Origin of the sequence: Caballeronia grimmiae, from assembly GCF_000698555.1 — a bacterium.
Taxonomy (GTDB): Bacteria; Pseudomonadota; Gammaproteobacteria; order Burkholderiales; family Burkholderiaceae; genus Caballeronia; species Caballeronia grimmiae.
In genome coordinates, this window is sequence record NZ_JFHE01000005.1 from 35,984 (window position 1) to 52,550 (window position 16,567).

Sequence of the window (16,567 nt, forward strand, 5' to 3'; positions counted from 1 at the left end):
AACGGACCTTCTGCCGACATGACCCAACGTATCGCTACTGGCCTTCGACGCGTCGCATCGAGCGCCGCGCGGCCCGCCCGGCGCGGCGTGATCCGCGCGTTGCGCCATCATTCCGCGCGCACGCAGGCGCTCGCGGAGCAAATTAGAACCGTGCATCCTGTCGACGGCATCCGCTCCTGGTTTCGCGGATTCTTCTTCAGCATCCGCGTGCGCGCGGCTTCGCGCAGCGTATCGCTCAAGACGCTGCTGCGGCGTCCGATGCAACTGCGCGCTCCGACGCCCAAGCCGAAGAGCACTACGCTGACGAGCCGGCGGCCGCGTCGCGTGTCGGCGAGCAGCGCCGGCTGGTACGACTTCGCGGTGCGCTGAAAGCCGTACGCGGCTTTACGAACGGCAATAAAAAAACCGGCAGGCGCAACGCCTGCCGGTTTTTTGTTGTCAGCCCCGCGCCAGCTTCAGGCCACGCGCGCGACCGGTTCGGTGCCTGCTGCTTCAGCCAGCACGAGCGCCTTGTCCGTGGCTTCCCACGAGAATTCCGGCTCTTCGCGGCCGAAGTGGCCATAAGCCGCCGACTTTTCGTAGATCGGGCGCAGCAGGTCCAGCATCTGGATGATGCCCTTCGGACGCAGGTCGAAATGTTCCAGCACGAGCTTGGTGATCTCCGCATCCGAGACGCGGCCGGTGCCGAAGGTGTTCACCATGACCGAAGTCGGGCGCGCCACGCCGATTGCATACGACACCTGAATCAGCGCGCGCGAAGCCAGCCCCGCCGCGACGATGTTCTTTGCCACATAGCGGCCCGCGTAAGCCGCCGAGCGGTCGACCTTCGACGGGTCCTTGCCCGAGAACGCGCCGCCGCCGTGCGGAGCCGCGCCGCCGTACGTATCGACGATGATCTTGCGGCCCGTCAGACCGCAATCGCCTTGCGGACCGCCGATCACGAACCGGCCCGTCGGGTTCACCAGGAACTTGATGTCGCCCTTGATGAGTTCCTTCGGCAGCGTCGGCTTGATGACTTCTTCGATCACCGCCTCGCGCAGTTGCGTAAGGTCGATGTCCGGCGAGTGCTGCGTGGACAGCACGACGGTATCGATGGAGTGCGGCTTGCCGTCGACATAACGCACCGTGACTTGCGACTTCGCATCCGGACGCAGCCAGGGCAGACGGCCATCGCGGCGCAGGTTCGCCTGGCGCTCGACCAGACGGTGCGAAAGGTGGATCGGCAGCGGCATGAGTTCGGGCGTTTCGTCGCATGCGTAGCCGAACATCAGGCCCTGGTCGCCCGCGCCTTGGTCGAGGTTGTCGTCGTGCGCCTTGTTCACGCCTTGCGCGATGTCCGGCGATTGCTTGTCATAAGCGACGAGCACCGCGCAGCCGCGATAGTCGATGCCGTAATCGGTGTTGTCGTAGCCGATGCGCTTGATGGTGTCGCGCGCGATCTGGATGTAATCGACGTTGGCGCTGGTCGTGATTTCGCCCGCGAGGACGACGAGACCTGTATTGCAGAGCGTTTCCGCTGCGACGCGCGAGTATTTGTCCTGCGACAGGATGGCGTCGAGGATGGCGTCGGAGATTTGGTCGGCGACCTTGTCCGGGTGGCCTTCGGAAACGGATTCGGAAGTAAAGAGATAGTCGTTTGACACGCTTCAGACTCCAATTGAGTACGGTTGAGATTCACGTAGCCGGCTTCGTTTGGAGTCTGAAGCGGCGACGCTTTAGCGGATGTCCTTTCTCCGGCTTCTGCCCGATTTGATCAGGCTTCGGCCGGCTTCGCCCCGCAAGTTGTCCATTAACTCGGCGAAGGTCTTATTATACCGGTTTCCCGTGTTTTCACAGAGCCGAACGCTTGTTGTCATTCGCCCCGCGTCAATATTCCGCTCCACGCTGCCGCCCCTCTGTTCGCTGGGGCACGTCATGCTAGGGCGCATCGGTGTATCGCTTGCCATTGGCTTTCTCAAGTTTCTGGCGATCATTCCTTATGGCATCACGGCCCGTTTCGGCGACGGCCTCGGCTGGCTGCTCTATCAGATTCCGAGCCGCCGCCGGCGCATCGTGCATACGAATCTGAAACTCTGCTTCCCCGAATGGACGCCCGAGCGCCGCGAGGAAGTCGCGCAGAAGCATTTCCGCCACGCTATCCGCAGCTACGTCGAGCGCAGCGTGCAATGGTTCGGCTCCGCGAAGAAGCTCGAAAAGCTGGTCGAAGTCGATAGCGCCATCGACCTCACCGATCCCGATCTGCCGCCGACGCTGTTCCTCGGCCTGCACTTCGTCGGCATCGAGGCGGGATCGATCTTTTTGAACTACTCGCTGCATCGGCGGTGCGGATCGCTTTATCAGCCATTTTCGAATCCGCAGATCGAAGCGGTAGCGAAAGCGCAGCGCGCGCGCTTCGGCGCCGACATGGCGAGCCGCGCGGACAGCGCGCGCGTCGTGCTGCGCTGGCTGCGCGACCGCAAGCCCGTGATGCTCGGCGCGGACATGGATTACGGCATGCGCAATTCGACGTTCGTGCCGTTCTTCGGCATACCGACGTGTACGCTCACCGCCGTCGGCCGTCTCGCGAAGACAGGGAAGGCGCAAGTCGTGCCGTTCATCGGCGAAGTGTTGCCGAACTACAAGGGTTATCGGCTGAAGGTATTCGAGCCGTGGCAGAACTACCCGACCGGCGACGACGTCGCGGACGCGCGCCGCATGAACGAATTCCTCGAAGAGCAGATTCCGCGCATTCCGGAGCAGTATTACTGGGTCCACAAGCGTTTCAAGACGCGGCCGCCCGGCGAGCCCGGCTTTTATTGAGCGCCGGCACGGCGTCGAACGGCGCTGCATCGCTCACATACAATAGCGGCCATGAAACTCAAGTTCACCAAGATGCAGGGCGCGGGCAACGACTTCGTCGTGCTCGACGGCTACTCGCAGACGCTCGATCCGAGCCCCGCGCAAGTGCGCGCGCTGGCCGACCGTCATTTCGGCGTGGGCGCGGACCAGTTGCTGCTCGTCGAAAAGCCGACTATCGACGGCGTCGATTTCAAATATCGCATCTTCAATTGCGATGGCGGCGAAGTCGAGCATTGCGGCAATGGCGCGCGCTGTTTCGTGAAGTTCGTGCGCGATCGCGGCCTCACCGACGCGTCGACCATTCGCGTGCAGGTGCAGAAAGGCGTCATCACGCTGACGATGCAGGAAGACGGTGAAGTCATCGTCGATATGAGCACGCCGGTATTCGATCCGCCCGACGTGCCGTTCGACGCGCACGGTCTCGAAGGCCGCCGTGAAGGCAAGGACACGCTCTGGCCGATCGACGTGGCCGGCGAAACGCGCTGGATCTCCGCCGTGTCGATGGGCAATCCGCACGCGGTGCAAGTAGTAGAGGATGTCGAAGCGTATCCCGTGCTGACGGAAGGCCCGCTCGTCGAGCGCCACGCGCGCTTTCCGAAGCGCGTCAACGCAGGCTTCATGCAGATCGTCGATCGCCATTCGGTCAAGTTGCGAGTCTACGAGCGCGGCGCGGGCGAAACGCTCGCGTGCGGTACCGGGGCGTGCGCGGCGGTGGCGGCAGGCATCCGCCGCGGTCTGCTCGATTCGCCGGTGTGCGTCGAAACGCACGGCGGCACGCTGACCATCCGCTGGGACGGCGCGCGCGACGAATCCGCCGCGCTCTTCATGGCAGGCCCCGCGACAACGGTGTTCGAAGGTGAAATCGAGCTTCCCGGCATCGGCTGAGCCGGACCACGCATCTATCTGTATCAGGCAAACATGAATCCACGCGAAGTCGCCGACTATCTGATCGAGAACCCCGATTTTTTCGTCGAGCACGCTGAACTGCTCGGCACCATCCGGCTGTCGAATCCGCATGGCAAGGCCGCTGTGTCGCTGCAGGAACGGCAGATGGAAATGCTGCGCGACAAGAACAAGCAACTGGAACGGCGTCTCGCCGAACTGCTGCGCTACGGCCACGAAAACGACAGCATTTCAACGAAGTTCAACCGCTGGACCACGCGCGTGATCGGTCAGCGCGATCCGTACGCGTTGCCCGCCACCATTAGCGGCGGCCTGTGCGAAGTCTTCGACGTGCCGCACGCCGCACTGCGCGTGTGGGATGTCGACGAAGCGTACCGCCAGGCCGATTTCGCGCGTCACGTCGGCGAGGAAGTGCGCATTTTCGCGCATAGTCTGGATGCGCCTTACTGCGGCGCGAACAGCGGTTTCGCGGCGGCGCAGTGGCTGGGCGCGGCGAATTCGGCATCGGCGACGAGCGGCGCGGCGGGCGGCGCATCCGCCGAGCGCGGCGTTCAGTCGGTTGCGCTGCTCGCCTTGCGCGACCCGCAAGCCGGCCCGGATGCGCCCGCGTTCGGCCTGCTGGTGATGGGATCGCCCGATGCGCGCCGTTTCCACGACGGCATGGCCACCGATTTCCTCACGCAGATCGGCGTGCTGGCCAGCGCGGCGCTGAGCCGTCTGCTGCCGAACTGAGCCACTCATGACCGACGCCGCCGACAACGCGCCAGGCGATCCGATCGCCGCCTATCTGGCGATGCTCGAGCACGAGCGGCGTCTCTCCGAACACACGCTGCGCGGCTACACCTACGAACTCGGCGAACTCCGCGCGATCGCGAAAGGCCGCCCGCTCGAAACGCTGGTCGCGGCGGACATACGCGGCGCGGTCGTTCGGGCGCACGCGGCGGGACTGTCGTCGCGCTCGATTGCGCATCGGTTGTCGGCCTGGCGCGCGTTCTATCGATGGCTCGCCGAGCGCGTCCCGATGCCCGCGAATCCGGTCGCGACCGTGCGCGCGCCCAAGCGCGAGAAAACGCTGCCGAAGGCGCTTTCCGTCGATGACGCCATGACGCTGATGGACGCGCCGCAAGCCGGCACGCCCGAAGCGCTGCGCGATCACGCGATCCTCGAGCTCTTTTATTCGTCTGGATTGCGGCTCGCGGAGCTCGTCGGACTGGATGTTCAGTTCGTCGAGAAAGACGGTTATCGGTCGGCGGGCTGGCTCGATCTCGCGCACGAGGAAGTGACCGTGCTCGGCAAGGGCGGTCGGCGGCGTTCGGTGCCGGTCGGCCGCAAGGCGATCGACGCACTGCGCGCGTGGATCGAGGTCCGCGATCAGTTCATCCGGCTCGATCCGCATCCGCTCTTTCTGTCGGTGCGCGGCAATCGCATGTCGCCGGGCGTCGTGCGCGAGCGCGTCAAGCGCATCGCGTTGATGGCCGGCATCCCGACGAACGTTCATCCGCACGTGCTGCGCCATTCGTTCGCCACGCACGTGCTGCAGTCGAGCGGCGATCTGCGCGCGGTGCAGGAACTGCTCGGCCATGCGAGCATCACCGCGACGCAGGTTTATACGTCGCTCGATTTCCAGCATCTCGCCCGCGTCTACGACTCGGCGCATCCGCGCGCAAAGAAGCGCGACTAACTTCGGGCGCGCCTCGCGCGCTCTCATCTACGCAATGAATACCATCACGCTCAAACCGGCGAAGGACAAGTCGCTCGTCCGCCGCCATCCGTGGATTTACGCGAACGCCATCGCGCGCGTCGACGGCAATCCCGCGCCTGGCGCGACCGTCACCGTGCGCGCCGCCGACGGCCGTTTTCTAGCGCGGGCATCGTACAGTCCGCATTCGCAGATTCGTGCGCGCGTCTGGACCTTCGACGAAGCCGAGCCCGTCGATCACGCTTTCTTCAAGCGGCGCGTGCAGCGCGCGGTCGCGCATCGGCAATCGATGATTCGCGATACTGGCGCGACGCGTCTCGTCTTCGGCGAAGCGGACGGCTTGCCGGGACTGATCGTCGATTACTACGTCGCGGATCAGGGCGCGCACTCGCAACTCGTCTGCCAGTTCATGGCGACGGGCGTCGAAACGTGGAAGGACGCGATCGTGCAGGCGCTCATCGCGGCGACCGGCTGCCCGAACGTCTACGAGCGCTCGGACGTATCGATCCGCCAGAAGGAAGGGCTCGAGCAAATCACCGGTGTGCTTGCCGGCGAGCCGCCGCCCGAGACGCTCATCACGAACGAATGCGGCGTGCGTTATCACGTCGACGTGCGCAACGGCCACAAGACAGGCTTCTACGTCGACCAGCGCGATAACCGCGTGCTCGTGCAGCAGAACGCGCAAGGCCGCGAAGTGCTCAACTGCTTCTGCTACACGGGCGGTTTCTCGCTGGCCGCGCTGAAGGGCGGGGCGACGCGCGTCGTCTCGGTCGATTCATCGGGCGAGGCGCTCGCGCTGGCGCGGGAGAACGTGAAGGCCAACGGCTTTGATGCGGACAAAGCCGAATGGCTCGACGCCGACGCCTTCAAGACGCTGCGCCGTCTCTACGACGAAGGCCAGCGCTTCGACCTGATCGTGCTCGATCCGCCGAAGTTCGCGCCGTCGCGCGAAACCGTCGATCGGGCCGCGCGGGCCTACAAGGACATCAACCTGAGCGGCTTCAAGCTGCTGCGTCCGGGCGGCCTGCTCTTCACCTATTCGTGCTCCGGCGCGATCGATTCGGAGCTGTTTCAGAAGATCGTCGCGGGCGCCGCCGCCGATGCCCGCGTCGATGCGCGCATCCTCAAACGGTTGGGCGCGGGCGTCGATCATCCGCTGCTGACGGCGTTTCCCGAAGGCGAGTACCTGAAAGGGCTGCTGTTGCAAATCGCGTGAACGGCCTTATTTGAGCGCGATGGCAGGCGCAGCATCGGCTTGACGAATATGTTCCAATAGGCGATTCGACGCGATTCCCGAACACTGACAAGGAAACAGGCGACACCATGATTCCCGTAACCATCCTGACCGGCTTCCTCGGCAGCGGAAAGACGACGCTGCTCAAGCGCATTCTGAACGAGAAGCACGGCATGAAGATCGCCGTGATCGAGAACGAGTTCGGCGAAGAGAACATCGACAACGAAATTCTCGTGCAGGACACGAACGAGCAGATCATTCAGATGAGCAACGGCTGCATCTGCTGCACGATTCGCGGCGATCTGGCGCGTGCGCTCGAAGACCTGGCGAACCGCAAGAAGGCCGGCACGCTCGACTTCGACCGCGTGGTGATCGAAACCACCGGCCTCGCGAATCCGGGCCCGGTCGCGCAGACGTTCTTCATGGATAACACCGTCGCCGACGAATTCCTGCTCGACGCGATCATCACGCTCGTCGATGCCAAGCACGCGAACACGCAGCTCGATCAGCAGGAAGTGGTGCAGCGCCAGGTCGGCTTTGCGGATCGCCTGTTCATCACGAAGTCCGATCTCGTCGACGCAGACGCGCTCGAGGCGCTGAAGCATCGCCTGCTGCACATGAACCCGCGCGCCGCGATCAAGGTCGTCAATTTCGGCGAAGCGGACATCAAGGAAATCTTCGATCTGCGCGGCTTCAATCTGAACTCGAAGCTGGAAATCGATCCGGACTTCCTCGCGGAAGACGATCACGATCACGCGCATGACCACGATCACGCGCACGACCACGATCACGACCATGAGACTTGCGGTCACGATCACAGCCACGATCACGAGCATCACCATCATCATCACGCGCATCACGATGACAAGATCAAGTCGTTCGTGTATCGCAGCGACAAGCCGTTCGATCCGAACCGTCTCGAAGACTTCCTCGGCGGCATTCTGCAGATCTACGGCGAACGGCTGCTGCGCTACAAGGGCGTGCTGTATATGAAGGGCGTGGATCGCAAGGTCGTGTTTCAGGGCGTCCATCAGATGATGGGCAGCGACCTCGCGGGCAAGTGGCTGCCGGTCGAGAAGAAGAACAGCAAGATGGTGTTCATCGGTATCGAACTGCCGAAGGACCTCATCACCGACGGCCTCGACGCCTGTCTCGTGAAGTGATGCGCAATGGATGCGTGTCCGGCACGCATCTGGCTTGCACGTGCGACAGCGCCTCACGGCGCAACGCATGAAACGATGAAACGCCGCCGTGAATTTTCGCGTGCGGCGTTTTTCGTGATGCTTTTCTTTCGCGATGTGTAATCACGCCCACGAACGGACATCGCTTTTTGCACGTTCAGGCGTTATATTTTTGAGATTCCGACAATTTTTGACAGGGTTTTCCGTAGGTTTAGTCGGAAATTGCGGTTCAGTTACAATACAGCCCCACTGGAGAAGGGCAGATCCGATCGGCGCGCGTCGCAAGCGCTTTACCGTCGGGTTTCAGAAGAAGGGATGTCCCGAGGGACGATGTCTCGACTGGCCGGGGAGGGCCGGTCAGGCGGAGCGCCAGGCGGGCCGCGAGTTGCCGGAGTGCAGCCACGGAGCAGCATCCAATATCGGTTTCCAGAGGAGTTCGGCCCCGCATCGAGTGTCGCGTGATGCCAAAACGCTGCAGGCATGCGGGTAACGCAAGTGCGGGCGTCGCGAAGACATCGCCCTACATTGAAGAAGCAAGCAGATGACAACGAAACTCTTGACCGAAGCCGAAATCCTGAAGATGAGCGAGAAGGACTACATGAACGAGGAACAACTCGCCTTCTTCAAGAACCGGCTCGAGCAGTTGCAAGCGGACATTCTCAAGAATGCCGGCCAGACGACGGAAAATCTGCGGGAAACGGTGATCGTGCCGGACCCGGCGGACCGCGCAACCATCGAGGAAGAGCATGCACTGGAACTGCGCACGCGCGACCGTGAGCGCAAGCTTCTGAAGAAGGTGCAGCAGTCGCTCGCGCGCATCGAATCCGGCGATTACGGCTGGTGCGAGGAAACGGGCGAGCCGATCGGGATTCCGCGCCTGATCGCGCGTCCGACCGCCACGCTCTCGCTCGAAGCGCAAGAACGGCGCGAACTGCGCCAGAAGCTCTTCGGCGACTGAAGCGCGCGCCGCCTGCGGTGAGATCGCGGGGTCGCCCCGCGACGGGGGAATCGCCGCCGCGAGAAATGGCTGTTCATCCCGCAGCCACTTGAAAAGGCACACGATCGACGTGTGCCTTTTTGCTTATCCGGCGCCGTCGTCACGCTGCGCTCGCACACTTGATAAATCGCGCCACGCCCTAAGATAAACAAAACGCGCCTGCTCAAAGCAAGGCGCGCGCGCGGCGCCGTACGCCTTTCGCCTCATCGGCCGGCGGAACCCCGCGCCGTGCACTCCATCGAATTCTCGACTGCGTGGCGGCTCGACAGTCTTCGCGAAGCCGCCCGCGTTCTTCTGTTTTCTTAAGGAACGCACATGGAACAATTTCACGGCACGACCATCGTCTCCGTGCGGCGCGGCGGCAAAGTCGCGTTGGGCGGCGATGGTCAGGTGACGCTCGGCAACATCGTCATGAAGGGCGGCGCCAGAAAAGTGCGCCGCATCTATGGCGGCAAGGTGCTGGTCGGATTCGCCGGCGGCACCGCCGACGCGTTCTCGCTGCTCGACCGCTTCGAAGCCAAGCTCGAAAAGCACCAAGGCAATCTCACGCGCGCCGCCGTCGAACTCGCCAAGGACTGGCGCACCGACCGCATGCTGCGCCGGCTCGAAGCCATGCTCATCACCGCGGACAAGGACGCGACGCTCGTCATCACCGGCAACGGCGACGTGCTCGATCCCGAAAACGGCATCTGCGCGATCGGCTCCGGCGGCGCCTACGCCCAGGCCGCCGCGCAGGCGCTTGCGGAAAACACCGAACTCGCGCCGCGCGATATCGTCGAGAAAGCGCTGACGATCGCCGGCGATATGTGCATCTATACCAATCACAATCGCGTCATCGAGACGATCGAATAAAGGACCCCGCGATGACCACCATGACTCCCTCCGAAATCGTCTCCGAACTCGACAAACACATCATCGGGCAGGGACGCGCGAAGAAAGCCGTCGCCGTCGCGCTGCGCAACCGCTGGCGCCGTCAGCAGGTCGCGGAGCCGCTGCGTCAGGAAATCACGCCGAAGAACATTCTGATGATCGGGCCGACGGGCGTCGGCAAGACCGAAATCGCGCGGCGTCTCGCGAAACTCGCGGACGCGCCGTTCATCAAGATTGAAGCGACCAAGTTCACCGAAGTCGGCTACGTGGGCCGCGATGTCGACAGTATCGTGCGCGATCTGATTGAGATTTCCGTGAAGCAGACGCGTGAATCGGAAATGAAGAAGGTTCGCACGAAGGCCGAGGATCGCGCCGAAGACCGCATCCTCGACATTCTGCTGCCGACGGCGCGGCCGGTCGGTTTCGGCGCGGCGGAAACCACGAGCGAAGGCGACAACACGACGCGCCAGACCTTCCGCAAGCGTCTGCGGGAAGGCGCGCTGGACGACAAGGAAATCGAGCTCGACGTGGAAATGCCGCAAGCCGGCATGGACATCATGGGGCCGCCGGGCATGGAGGACATGACCGAGCAGATTCGCTCGATGTTCGCGAACATCGGCGGCGGCAAGAAGACGCGTCGGAAAGTGAAGGTCAAGGAAGCGCTCAAGCTCCTGACCGACGAGGAAGCCGGCAAGTTGCTCAACGACGAAGAGGTCAAGAGCCGGGCGGTTCAGAATGTCGAGCAGAACGGCATCGTGTTTCTGGATGAAATCGACAAGATCGCGTCGCGCAGCGAAGTCGGCGGGGCGGAAGTGTCGCGTGCGGGCGTGCAGCGGGATTTGCTGCCGCTCGTCGAAGGCACGACGATCAACACCAAGTACGGGATGATCAAGACGGATCACATTCTCTTCATCGCGAGCGGCGCGTTCCATCTCGCGAAGCCGAGCGACCTCATCCCCGAATTGCAGGGCCGTTTCCCGATCCGCGTCGAACTCGATTCGCTTTCGGTGCAGGACTTCGAATCGATCCTGAATTCGACCGATGCCAGCCTCGTCAAGCAGTACAAGGCGCTGCTCGCAACTGAAGAGGTCGAACTCGATTTCGCCGACGACGGCATCCGCCGGCTTGCCGAAATCGCGTACTCGGTCAACGAGAAGACGGAGAACATCGGGGCGCGGCGGCTTTATACGGTCATTGAGAAGCTGCTGGAAGAAGTGTCGTTCGCGGCGGGCAATCACACGGGCCAGCCGGTGAAGATCGATGCGGCTTACGTCGATCGTGCGTTGGGCGAAGTGGCGCAGGACGAGGATTTGTCGCGGTACGTGCTGTAAGGGGAATCGCCGACGAGCAAACCGGGCCGCGCGCCCGGTTTTTTTACGCCCGCGCTCACGGGCCGCGAAAGCGACAGGCGAAAAAAAACCCGCCTGGCCGGCGGGTTGAATCCATATCAGGAGGAGACATGGAGGAGACAGTTCCAATCATACACAGCGTGTTGATGCGACGCAATAGTTTTTCTAGTAAAAACCCCTATGGCGTCGATGTGTGGTATCTGTGCGTCACTTTTTGTGACGCGCTGGACGAATCGCACGATGACAGCGCAAGAAACGGCGCGTAACCTCTTCGGCGCGGCAATACAGTGGACGCGTACCCAAAAGCCGCCGAGGTTCTCATGAATACCGCCCGCATCGACCTTCCCTATCAGTCATCCGAAAGCCGCTGGCAAGCCGTCGCCGAGCGCGACGCCCGCGCCGACGGCGCGTTCTTCTTCGCCGTGCGCACCACGGGCGTGTTTTGCCGGCCGTCGTGCGCGTCACGGGCGCCGCGTCGGGAGAATGTCTCGTTCTTTACGACGACAGACGAAGCCGCCGCCGCCGGGTATCGTCCGTGCAAGCGCTGTCAGCCGACGAGCCTGCCGCGCGAACTCGCGATCGTCGAACGTGCGTGCAAGGCGCTCGACGCCGATCCGCAGCAGCGCATGACGCTCGCGCAACTAAGCGACGCCGTACACGTCAGCCCGTTCCATCTGCAAAGGCTGTTTACGCGGATCGTCGGCATTTCGCCGCGGCAATATCAGGCGGCGCAGCGTGCCGGCGTGCTGCGCGACGCGCTGCAACGCGGCCGCGACGTGACTCGCGCCACGCACGACGCGGGCTTCTCGCCTTCGCGGCTGTACGAAGCGGCGGCGACGGAACTCGGCATGACGCCATCGGCGTATCGGCGCAAGGGCGCGGGACTCACGGTGCGCTACGTCACCGCCGATACGCCGCTCGGCGTCGCGCTGATCGCGGCGACGGACAAGGGCGTCTGCAAGATCGCTTTCGGCGATGACCGTGACGCCCTCATCGGCCAGCTTGCGGCGGATTTCGCGCAGGCCGCGCGCATCGAGGACGCCGCGCGTCTCGCGCCGTTCGTCGCGCAGATCCGTGCGTATCTCCAAGGCACGCGCGAGCGTTTCGATTTGCCGCTCGACATCGGCGCAACCGCGTTTCAACAGCGGGTGTGGGACGCGCTGATGCGCATTCCGTACGGGCAGACGCGCAGCTATACGGAGATCGCGGCGTCGGTCGGGTCGCCGGGCGCGGTGCGGGCGGTGGCGAACGCATGTGCATCGAACCCGGTGGCGCTGGCGATTCCGTGTCATCGCGTGATCGGGAAGGACGGTGCGATCGCCGGCTATCGGTGGGGACTGGCGCGCAAGGAAACGCTGCTCGACACCGAGCGCACGCATAAGGAAACCGGCGAGATCGCCTGACGAGTCGTACCGGATATGCGCCCGCCGTCGCCGAGACGCGCGGGCGTTTTCTTGTCGCGAAAAGACTGCGAGACGGACGTGCAAACGGCGCACAGCCAGGCCTGTTGTCACCTCAAGCACGCGCAACATCGAAATGTTAAAGTGCCCGCTACCCGAAAATATGACCGGGCGCGAGCCGCTCGCGCTCCTTGCACAACGCTTCGATGGCAAATAAGAATTCCGCTCACCCCGCAGCCGGCGCGTATCAGCGCAGGCTTGCCGCGCTTGCGTCCGGCCCGCACGCCGATGCGCTGCGCCAAGGCTTGCGCGGCATCGAGAAAGAAAGCCTGCGCGTGACGCCCAAGGGCGAACTCGCCATGACGCCGCATCCGCGCGCGCTTGGATCGCCGCTGACGCATCCGCTCATCACGACCGACTACTCCGAGGCGCTCGTCGAACTGATCACGCCCGCCGAAGCAGACGCTGCGCGCGCCATCGAGCGGCTCGATTCGATCCATCGCTTCGTCTACGCCCATCTCGGCGACGAGCTGCTGTGGAACAACTCGATGCCCAACGCGCTGCCGCCGGACGATCAGATTCCGATCGGCCAGTACGGCACGTCGAACATCGGCAAGCTGAAGCACGTCTACCGGCAGGGGCTGTCGCTGCGCTACGGCCGCAGGATGCAGTGCATCGCGGGCATCCACTACAACTATTCGCTCGACGACCAGGTCTGGCGCGCGTGGCAGGCGCTCGAACCGGCGATCACGCTGACGGAGCAGGACTACCGCTCGCAGCGTTACTTCGCGCTGATCCGCAACTTCCGGCGCACGAGCTGGCTGCTGATGTATCTGTTCGGAGCGTCGCCGGCGCTGGACAAGCGCTTCGTCGAAGGGAAACCGCATTCGCTCGAAGCGTTCGACGCAGACACGTTCTACTTGCCGCACGCGACCAGCCTGCGCATGAGCGACCTCGGCTACACGAACAATCCGGCGCAAGCGGATTTGCTGCCGAGCTACGACAACGTCGACGCCTATCTCGACGTGCTCGCCAAAGCCGTCAGCCAGCCGTATGCGCCATACGAGGCCATCGGCACGCAGCAAGACGGCGAGTGGGTGCAGATCAACACCAACGTGCTGCAAATCGAGAACGAGTTCTACTCGACGATTCGCCCGAAACGCATCACGCGATCCGGCGAGCGGCCGCTGCATGCGCTGGCCGAGCGCGGCGTGCAGTACATCGAGGTGCGTTGCCTCGACATCGATCCTTTCGCACCCGCCGGCATCTCGCTGGAAACGGCGCGTTTTCTGGACGCGTATCTGCTGTATTGCGCACTCGAAGACAGCCCGCTGATGCCGCGCGAGGAGAGTATCGAAGCGAACGACAACTTCAGCGCGATCACCAAGGAAGGACGCAAGCCCGGCCTGACGCTTCAACGCGACGGCGCGCCGGTGTCGATGCAGCAATGGGCGAATGAACTGCTCGATGCCATCGAACCGGTCGCGGCGACGCTGGACAAGCTCATCGGCACGGGCGATCACGTGCGCGCGCTCCAGGCGCTTCGTCCGCGCATCGCGGATGCGTCACTCACGCCGTCTGCCCGCGTCCTCCAGACGATGCGCGACAAGCAGCAATCCTTCCACGCGTTCGCGCTCGACGTGAGCCTTCAGCACGCGGAGCACTATCGCCGCAATCCGCTGCCGGCGGACGAAGAGCGCGAGATGCAGGCGCTCGCGGCGAAGTCGCTGGAAGAGCAGGCCGCCATCGAGCGCAACGAAACCGAATCGTTCGATGCGTTCGTCGCTGCTTATCGCGACTACAAGCTCACACGCGCCGACGTCTGAGAAGCGCAGGTTTTCTTACCGCAACGCTTCGGGCGACCGGAAAGAAGTTCCCGATTTGAAACAGACGGCAACGCGCCGAACATCATCGTCGGTGGCTGGTCGAAAATCGGCTCTTTATCGATCAAACGGGGACGCGGGGGATATGCGATGAACCACAAACTGATAAGCGCGGCTGCGTCGCTCGTATTGCTTGCCGGCTGCGCCACCGATACGCACGTCAGCAGCCAGACGATGGAGCAGGCCACCGCGCCGCTCACCTGCATGAGCAAGCTCGAATGCGACGCCTGGTGGGCACGCGCGCAGGTCTGGGTGACGAATCACTCGGAGTACAAGCTGCAGGCCATCACGGATGCCATCATCCAGACGGCGGGGCCGTCGAGCGGCAAGCGCGCGCTCGCGTATCAGATCACCAAGACGCCGAGCAACGAAGGCACCGCGACGATCGGTTTCGCCGCGCACTGCGACAGCCCGCTCGGCTGCGAGCCGAATCCGTGGGCGGCGGGCGCGGACTTCAAGAACTTCGTGCGCAACGGCGCGCCGCGCCCCGCGATGTCGACGCCGCAGGCAGTGCAGACGCCGCCTGCGCCGCAGCCCGTGCCGCTCAATCTGGACAGCCAGCCGGGCCAGTCGGTCGCGCCGCTGACGCCGCAGTAAGCGCGCCGCGTCAGTGTCCCATCGACGCTGACGCGCCTTTCTTCGGACGCGTCAGCCACACCATCGCGGCCAGCACGATGAACGCATAGAAGGAAATGCGGAAGAAATCGTTCGTCGACATCATGTACGCCTGAGCCGTCACCACGCGATCCAGTTGCGCCGCCACCGCCGGCCCGGACAAGCCGAGGCCGGAGAGCGCGTTGGTATATTCCGTCGTCGTGGACGAGTACGCGGTGACGGATTCCGTCAGCACCGCGTGATGGCGGATCATGTCGTTTTCCCAGAACGTCGTGCTGACCGCCGTGCCGATTGCCCCCGACAACGTCCGCAGGAAGTTCGACAGCCCCGCCGCGCCCGCCAGCCGGTCGTCGGACACGCTGGACAGCGTGATGGTCGTCATCGGCACGAAGAAGCACGCCACGCCGATGCCCTGCACCAGCCGGGGATAGATGATGTCGTGGAACGGCGTGTCGAGCGTGAACGTCGAGTTCCAGTACGACACGAGCGCGAACACGATGAACGCGAAGCTCGCCACCACGCGCAGATTCATGCGATGCATGTTCTGGCCGATCATCGGCGACAGCACGAGCGCCAGAATGCCGACGGGCGCGGTCGCCAGGCCGGCGAGCCACGGCGTGTAGCCGAGCACGGTCTGCAACCAGAGCGGCAGCACCACGACGGAACCGAAGAACGCGAGAAAGCCGAGCGAGGTGATGAGCACGCCCATCGCGAAGTTGCGGTCGCGGAACAGCGACAGGTCGATGACCGGCTCTTTCTCGGTGATTTCCCAGACGAACATGAACGCGAGCGACACGGCCGCGACGATCGCCAGCGTGACGATGAACGTCGAACTGAACCAGTCGCGGTCCTTGCCGAGGTCGAGCATCATCTGGAGACTCGCGACGCCGATCACGAGCAGCGTCAGCCCGACGCCGTCGATGCGCTGCTTCGTCGTCTTCGTCTCGTGGCCGCGCAGCAGGAAATACGCGATGGCCGCCGAGAAGATGCCGATCGGCACGTTGATATAGAAGATCCACGGCCACGTGTAGTTGTCGGTGATGTAGCCGCCCATCACGGGGCCGAAGATCGGCGCGACGATGACGGTCATCGCCCACAGGCCGAGCGCCAGGCCGCGCTTCTCCGGCGGATAGCTCCGCATGAGGATGGTCTGCGACAGCGGGACCATCGGACCGGATACGAGGCCTTGCAGCAGCCGGAAGGCGATCAGCGACTCGAAGCTGTTCGCGAAGCCGCAGAGCGCCGAGGCGACCGAGAACAGCAGCACGGAAATCGTGAACAGCTTGACCTCGCCGACGCGGCGCGCGAGCCAGCCCGTCAGCGGCACCGCAATCGCCGATGCCACCGAGTACGACGAGATGACCCACGTGCCTTCGCTCGTGGCGACACCGAGGCTGCCTGAGATCGTCGGCACCGCCACGTTCGCGATGGACGTATCGAGCACTTCCATGAACGTGCCGAGCGCGAGGCCCATCGTCAGCAACGCGAGGATGCCGCCGGCGAGCGGCGTCGGGGCGGGCGGTTGGGCGTCGTTGGCCTGGTCGGTCGCTGCGGGTGTAGACATTCTTGTTCTTGCTCCGGCGTTTCGAAAGTAAGTG

The 16,567-nt window shown here is 63.7% G+C and carries 15 protein-coding genes; 13 read left to right on the forward strand and 2 right to left on the reverse strand.

The genetic code is table 11. The features are described from left to right. Positions 1–18: 18 nt before the first annotated feature. On the forward strand, positions 19–369 hold the full coding sequence (locus BG57_RS07900) for a hypothetical protein (protein ID WP_174447198.1): 351 nt from the start codon (positions 19–21) through the stop codon (positions 367–369). An 86-nt stretch (positions 370–455) separates the two neighbouring features. On the opposite strand, the gene metK is transcribed toward BG57_RS07900, so the two are convergent. Beyond that, complete coding sequence (gene metK, locus BG57_RS07905) at positions 456–1,643, reverse strand: methionine adenosyltransferase (RefSeq protein WP_035962031.1); 1,188 nt, start codon at positions 1,641–1,643, stop codon at positions 456–458. Positions 1,644–1,914: 271 nt separating this feature from the next. On the opposite strand from metK, the gene BG57_RS07910 reads away from it, so the two are divergent. The 12 genes from BG57_RS07910 (at position 1,915) to BG57_RS07965 (ending at position 14,951) form a co-directional block, all read left to right on the forward strand. Then, entirely contained in the window at positions 1,915–2,799 is an 885-nt protein-coding gene (locus tag BG57_RS07910; protein WP_035962033.1) for a lipid A biosynthesis lauroyl acyltransferase, read from the forward strand. 51 nt (positions 2,800–2,850) lie between these two features. Further along, entirely contained in the window at positions 2,851–3,723 is an 873-nt protein-coding gene (gene dapF, locus BG57_RS07915) for a diaminopimelate epimerase (RefSeq protein ID WP_035962035.1), read from the forward strand. Between the two features lie 33 nt (positions 3,724–3,756). Then, on the forward strand, positions 3,757–4,473 hold the full coding sequence (locus BG57_RS07920; protein WP_035962037.1) for a DUF484 family protein: 717 nt from the start codon (positions 3,757–3,759) through the stop codon (positions 4,471–4,473). Positions 4,474–4,480: 7 nt separating this feature from the next. Then, a complete protein-coding gene (gene xerC / locus BG57_RS07925) occupies positions 4,481–5,422 on the forward strand; it encodes a tyrosine recombinase XerC (protein WP_035962039.1) in 942 nt (313 codons plus the stop codon). A 34-nt stretch (positions 5,423–5,456) separates the two neighbouring features. Continuing rightward, positions 5,457–6,656, forward strand: coding sequence for a class I SAM-dependent rRNA methyltransferase (locus tag BG57_RS07930; protein WP_035962041.1), 1,200 nt, complete (start codon positions 5,457–5,459; stop codon positions 6,654–6,656). Positions 6,657–6,763: 107 nt separating this feature from the next. Next, on the forward strand, positions 6,764–7,837 hold the full coding sequence (locus BG57_RS07935; protein ID WP_035962043.1) for a CobW family GTP-binding protein: 1,074 nt from the start codon (positions 6,764–6,766) through the stop codon (positions 7,835–7,837). A 559-nt stretch (positions 7,838–8,396) separates the two neighbouring features. Next, positions 8,397–8,813: an RNA polymerase-binding protein DksA gene (dksA, locus tag BG57_RS07940; RefSeq protein WP_035962045.1), complete on the forward strand. Its 417-nt coding sequence runs from the start codon at positions 8,397–8,399 to the stop codon at positions 8,811–8,813. A 354-nt stretch (positions 8,814–9,167) separates the two neighbouring features. Continuing rightward, complete coding sequence (gene hslV, locus BG57_RS07945; RefSeq protein WP_035962047.1) at positions 9,168–9,704, forward strand: ATP-dependent protease subunit HslV; 537 nt, start codon at positions 9,168–9,170, stop codon at positions 9,702–9,704. Between the two features lie 11 nt (positions 9,705–9,715). Continuing rightward, positions 9,716–11,053: an ATP-dependent protease ATPase subunit HslU gene (hslU, locus tag BG57_RS07950; RefSeq protein WP_035962048.1), complete on the forward strand. Its 1,338-nt coding sequence runs from the start codon at positions 9,716–9,718 to the stop codon at positions 11,051–11,053. A 338-nt stretch (positions 11,054–11,391) separates the two neighbouring features. Further along, positions 11,392–12,474, forward strand: a complete 1,083-nt coding sequence (gene ada, locus BG57_RS07955) for a bifunctional DNA-binding transcriptional regulator/O6-methylguanine-DNA methyltransferase Ada (RefSeq protein ID WP_035962403.1) — start codon at positions 11,392–11,394, stop codon at positions 12,472–12,474. Positions 12,475–12,677: 203 nt separating this feature from the next. Continuing rightward, positions 12,678–14,297: a glutamate--cysteine ligase gene (gshA, locus tag BG57_RS07960; RefSeq protein WP_035962050.1), complete on the forward strand. Its 1,620-nt coding sequence runs from the start codon at positions 12,678–12,680 to the stop codon at positions 14,295–14,297. 147 nt (positions 14,298–14,444) lie between these two features. Beyond that, positions 14,445–14,951: a hypothetical protein gene (locus BG57_RS07965; protein ID WP_035962052.1), complete on the forward strand. Its 507-nt coding sequence runs from the start codon at positions 14,445–14,447 to the stop codon at positions 14,949–14,951. Between the two features lie 10 nt (positions 14,952–14,961). Here the strand turns inward: BG57_RS07965 and BG57_RS07970 are convergent, their stop codons facing one another. After that, positions 14,962–16,533, reverse strand: a complete 1,572-nt coding sequence (locus BG57_RS07970) for a DHA2 family efflux MFS transporter permease subunit (protein WP_035962053.1) — start codon at positions 16,531–16,533, stop codon at positions 14,962–14,964. Positions 16,534–16,567 lie beyond the last annotated feature (34 nt).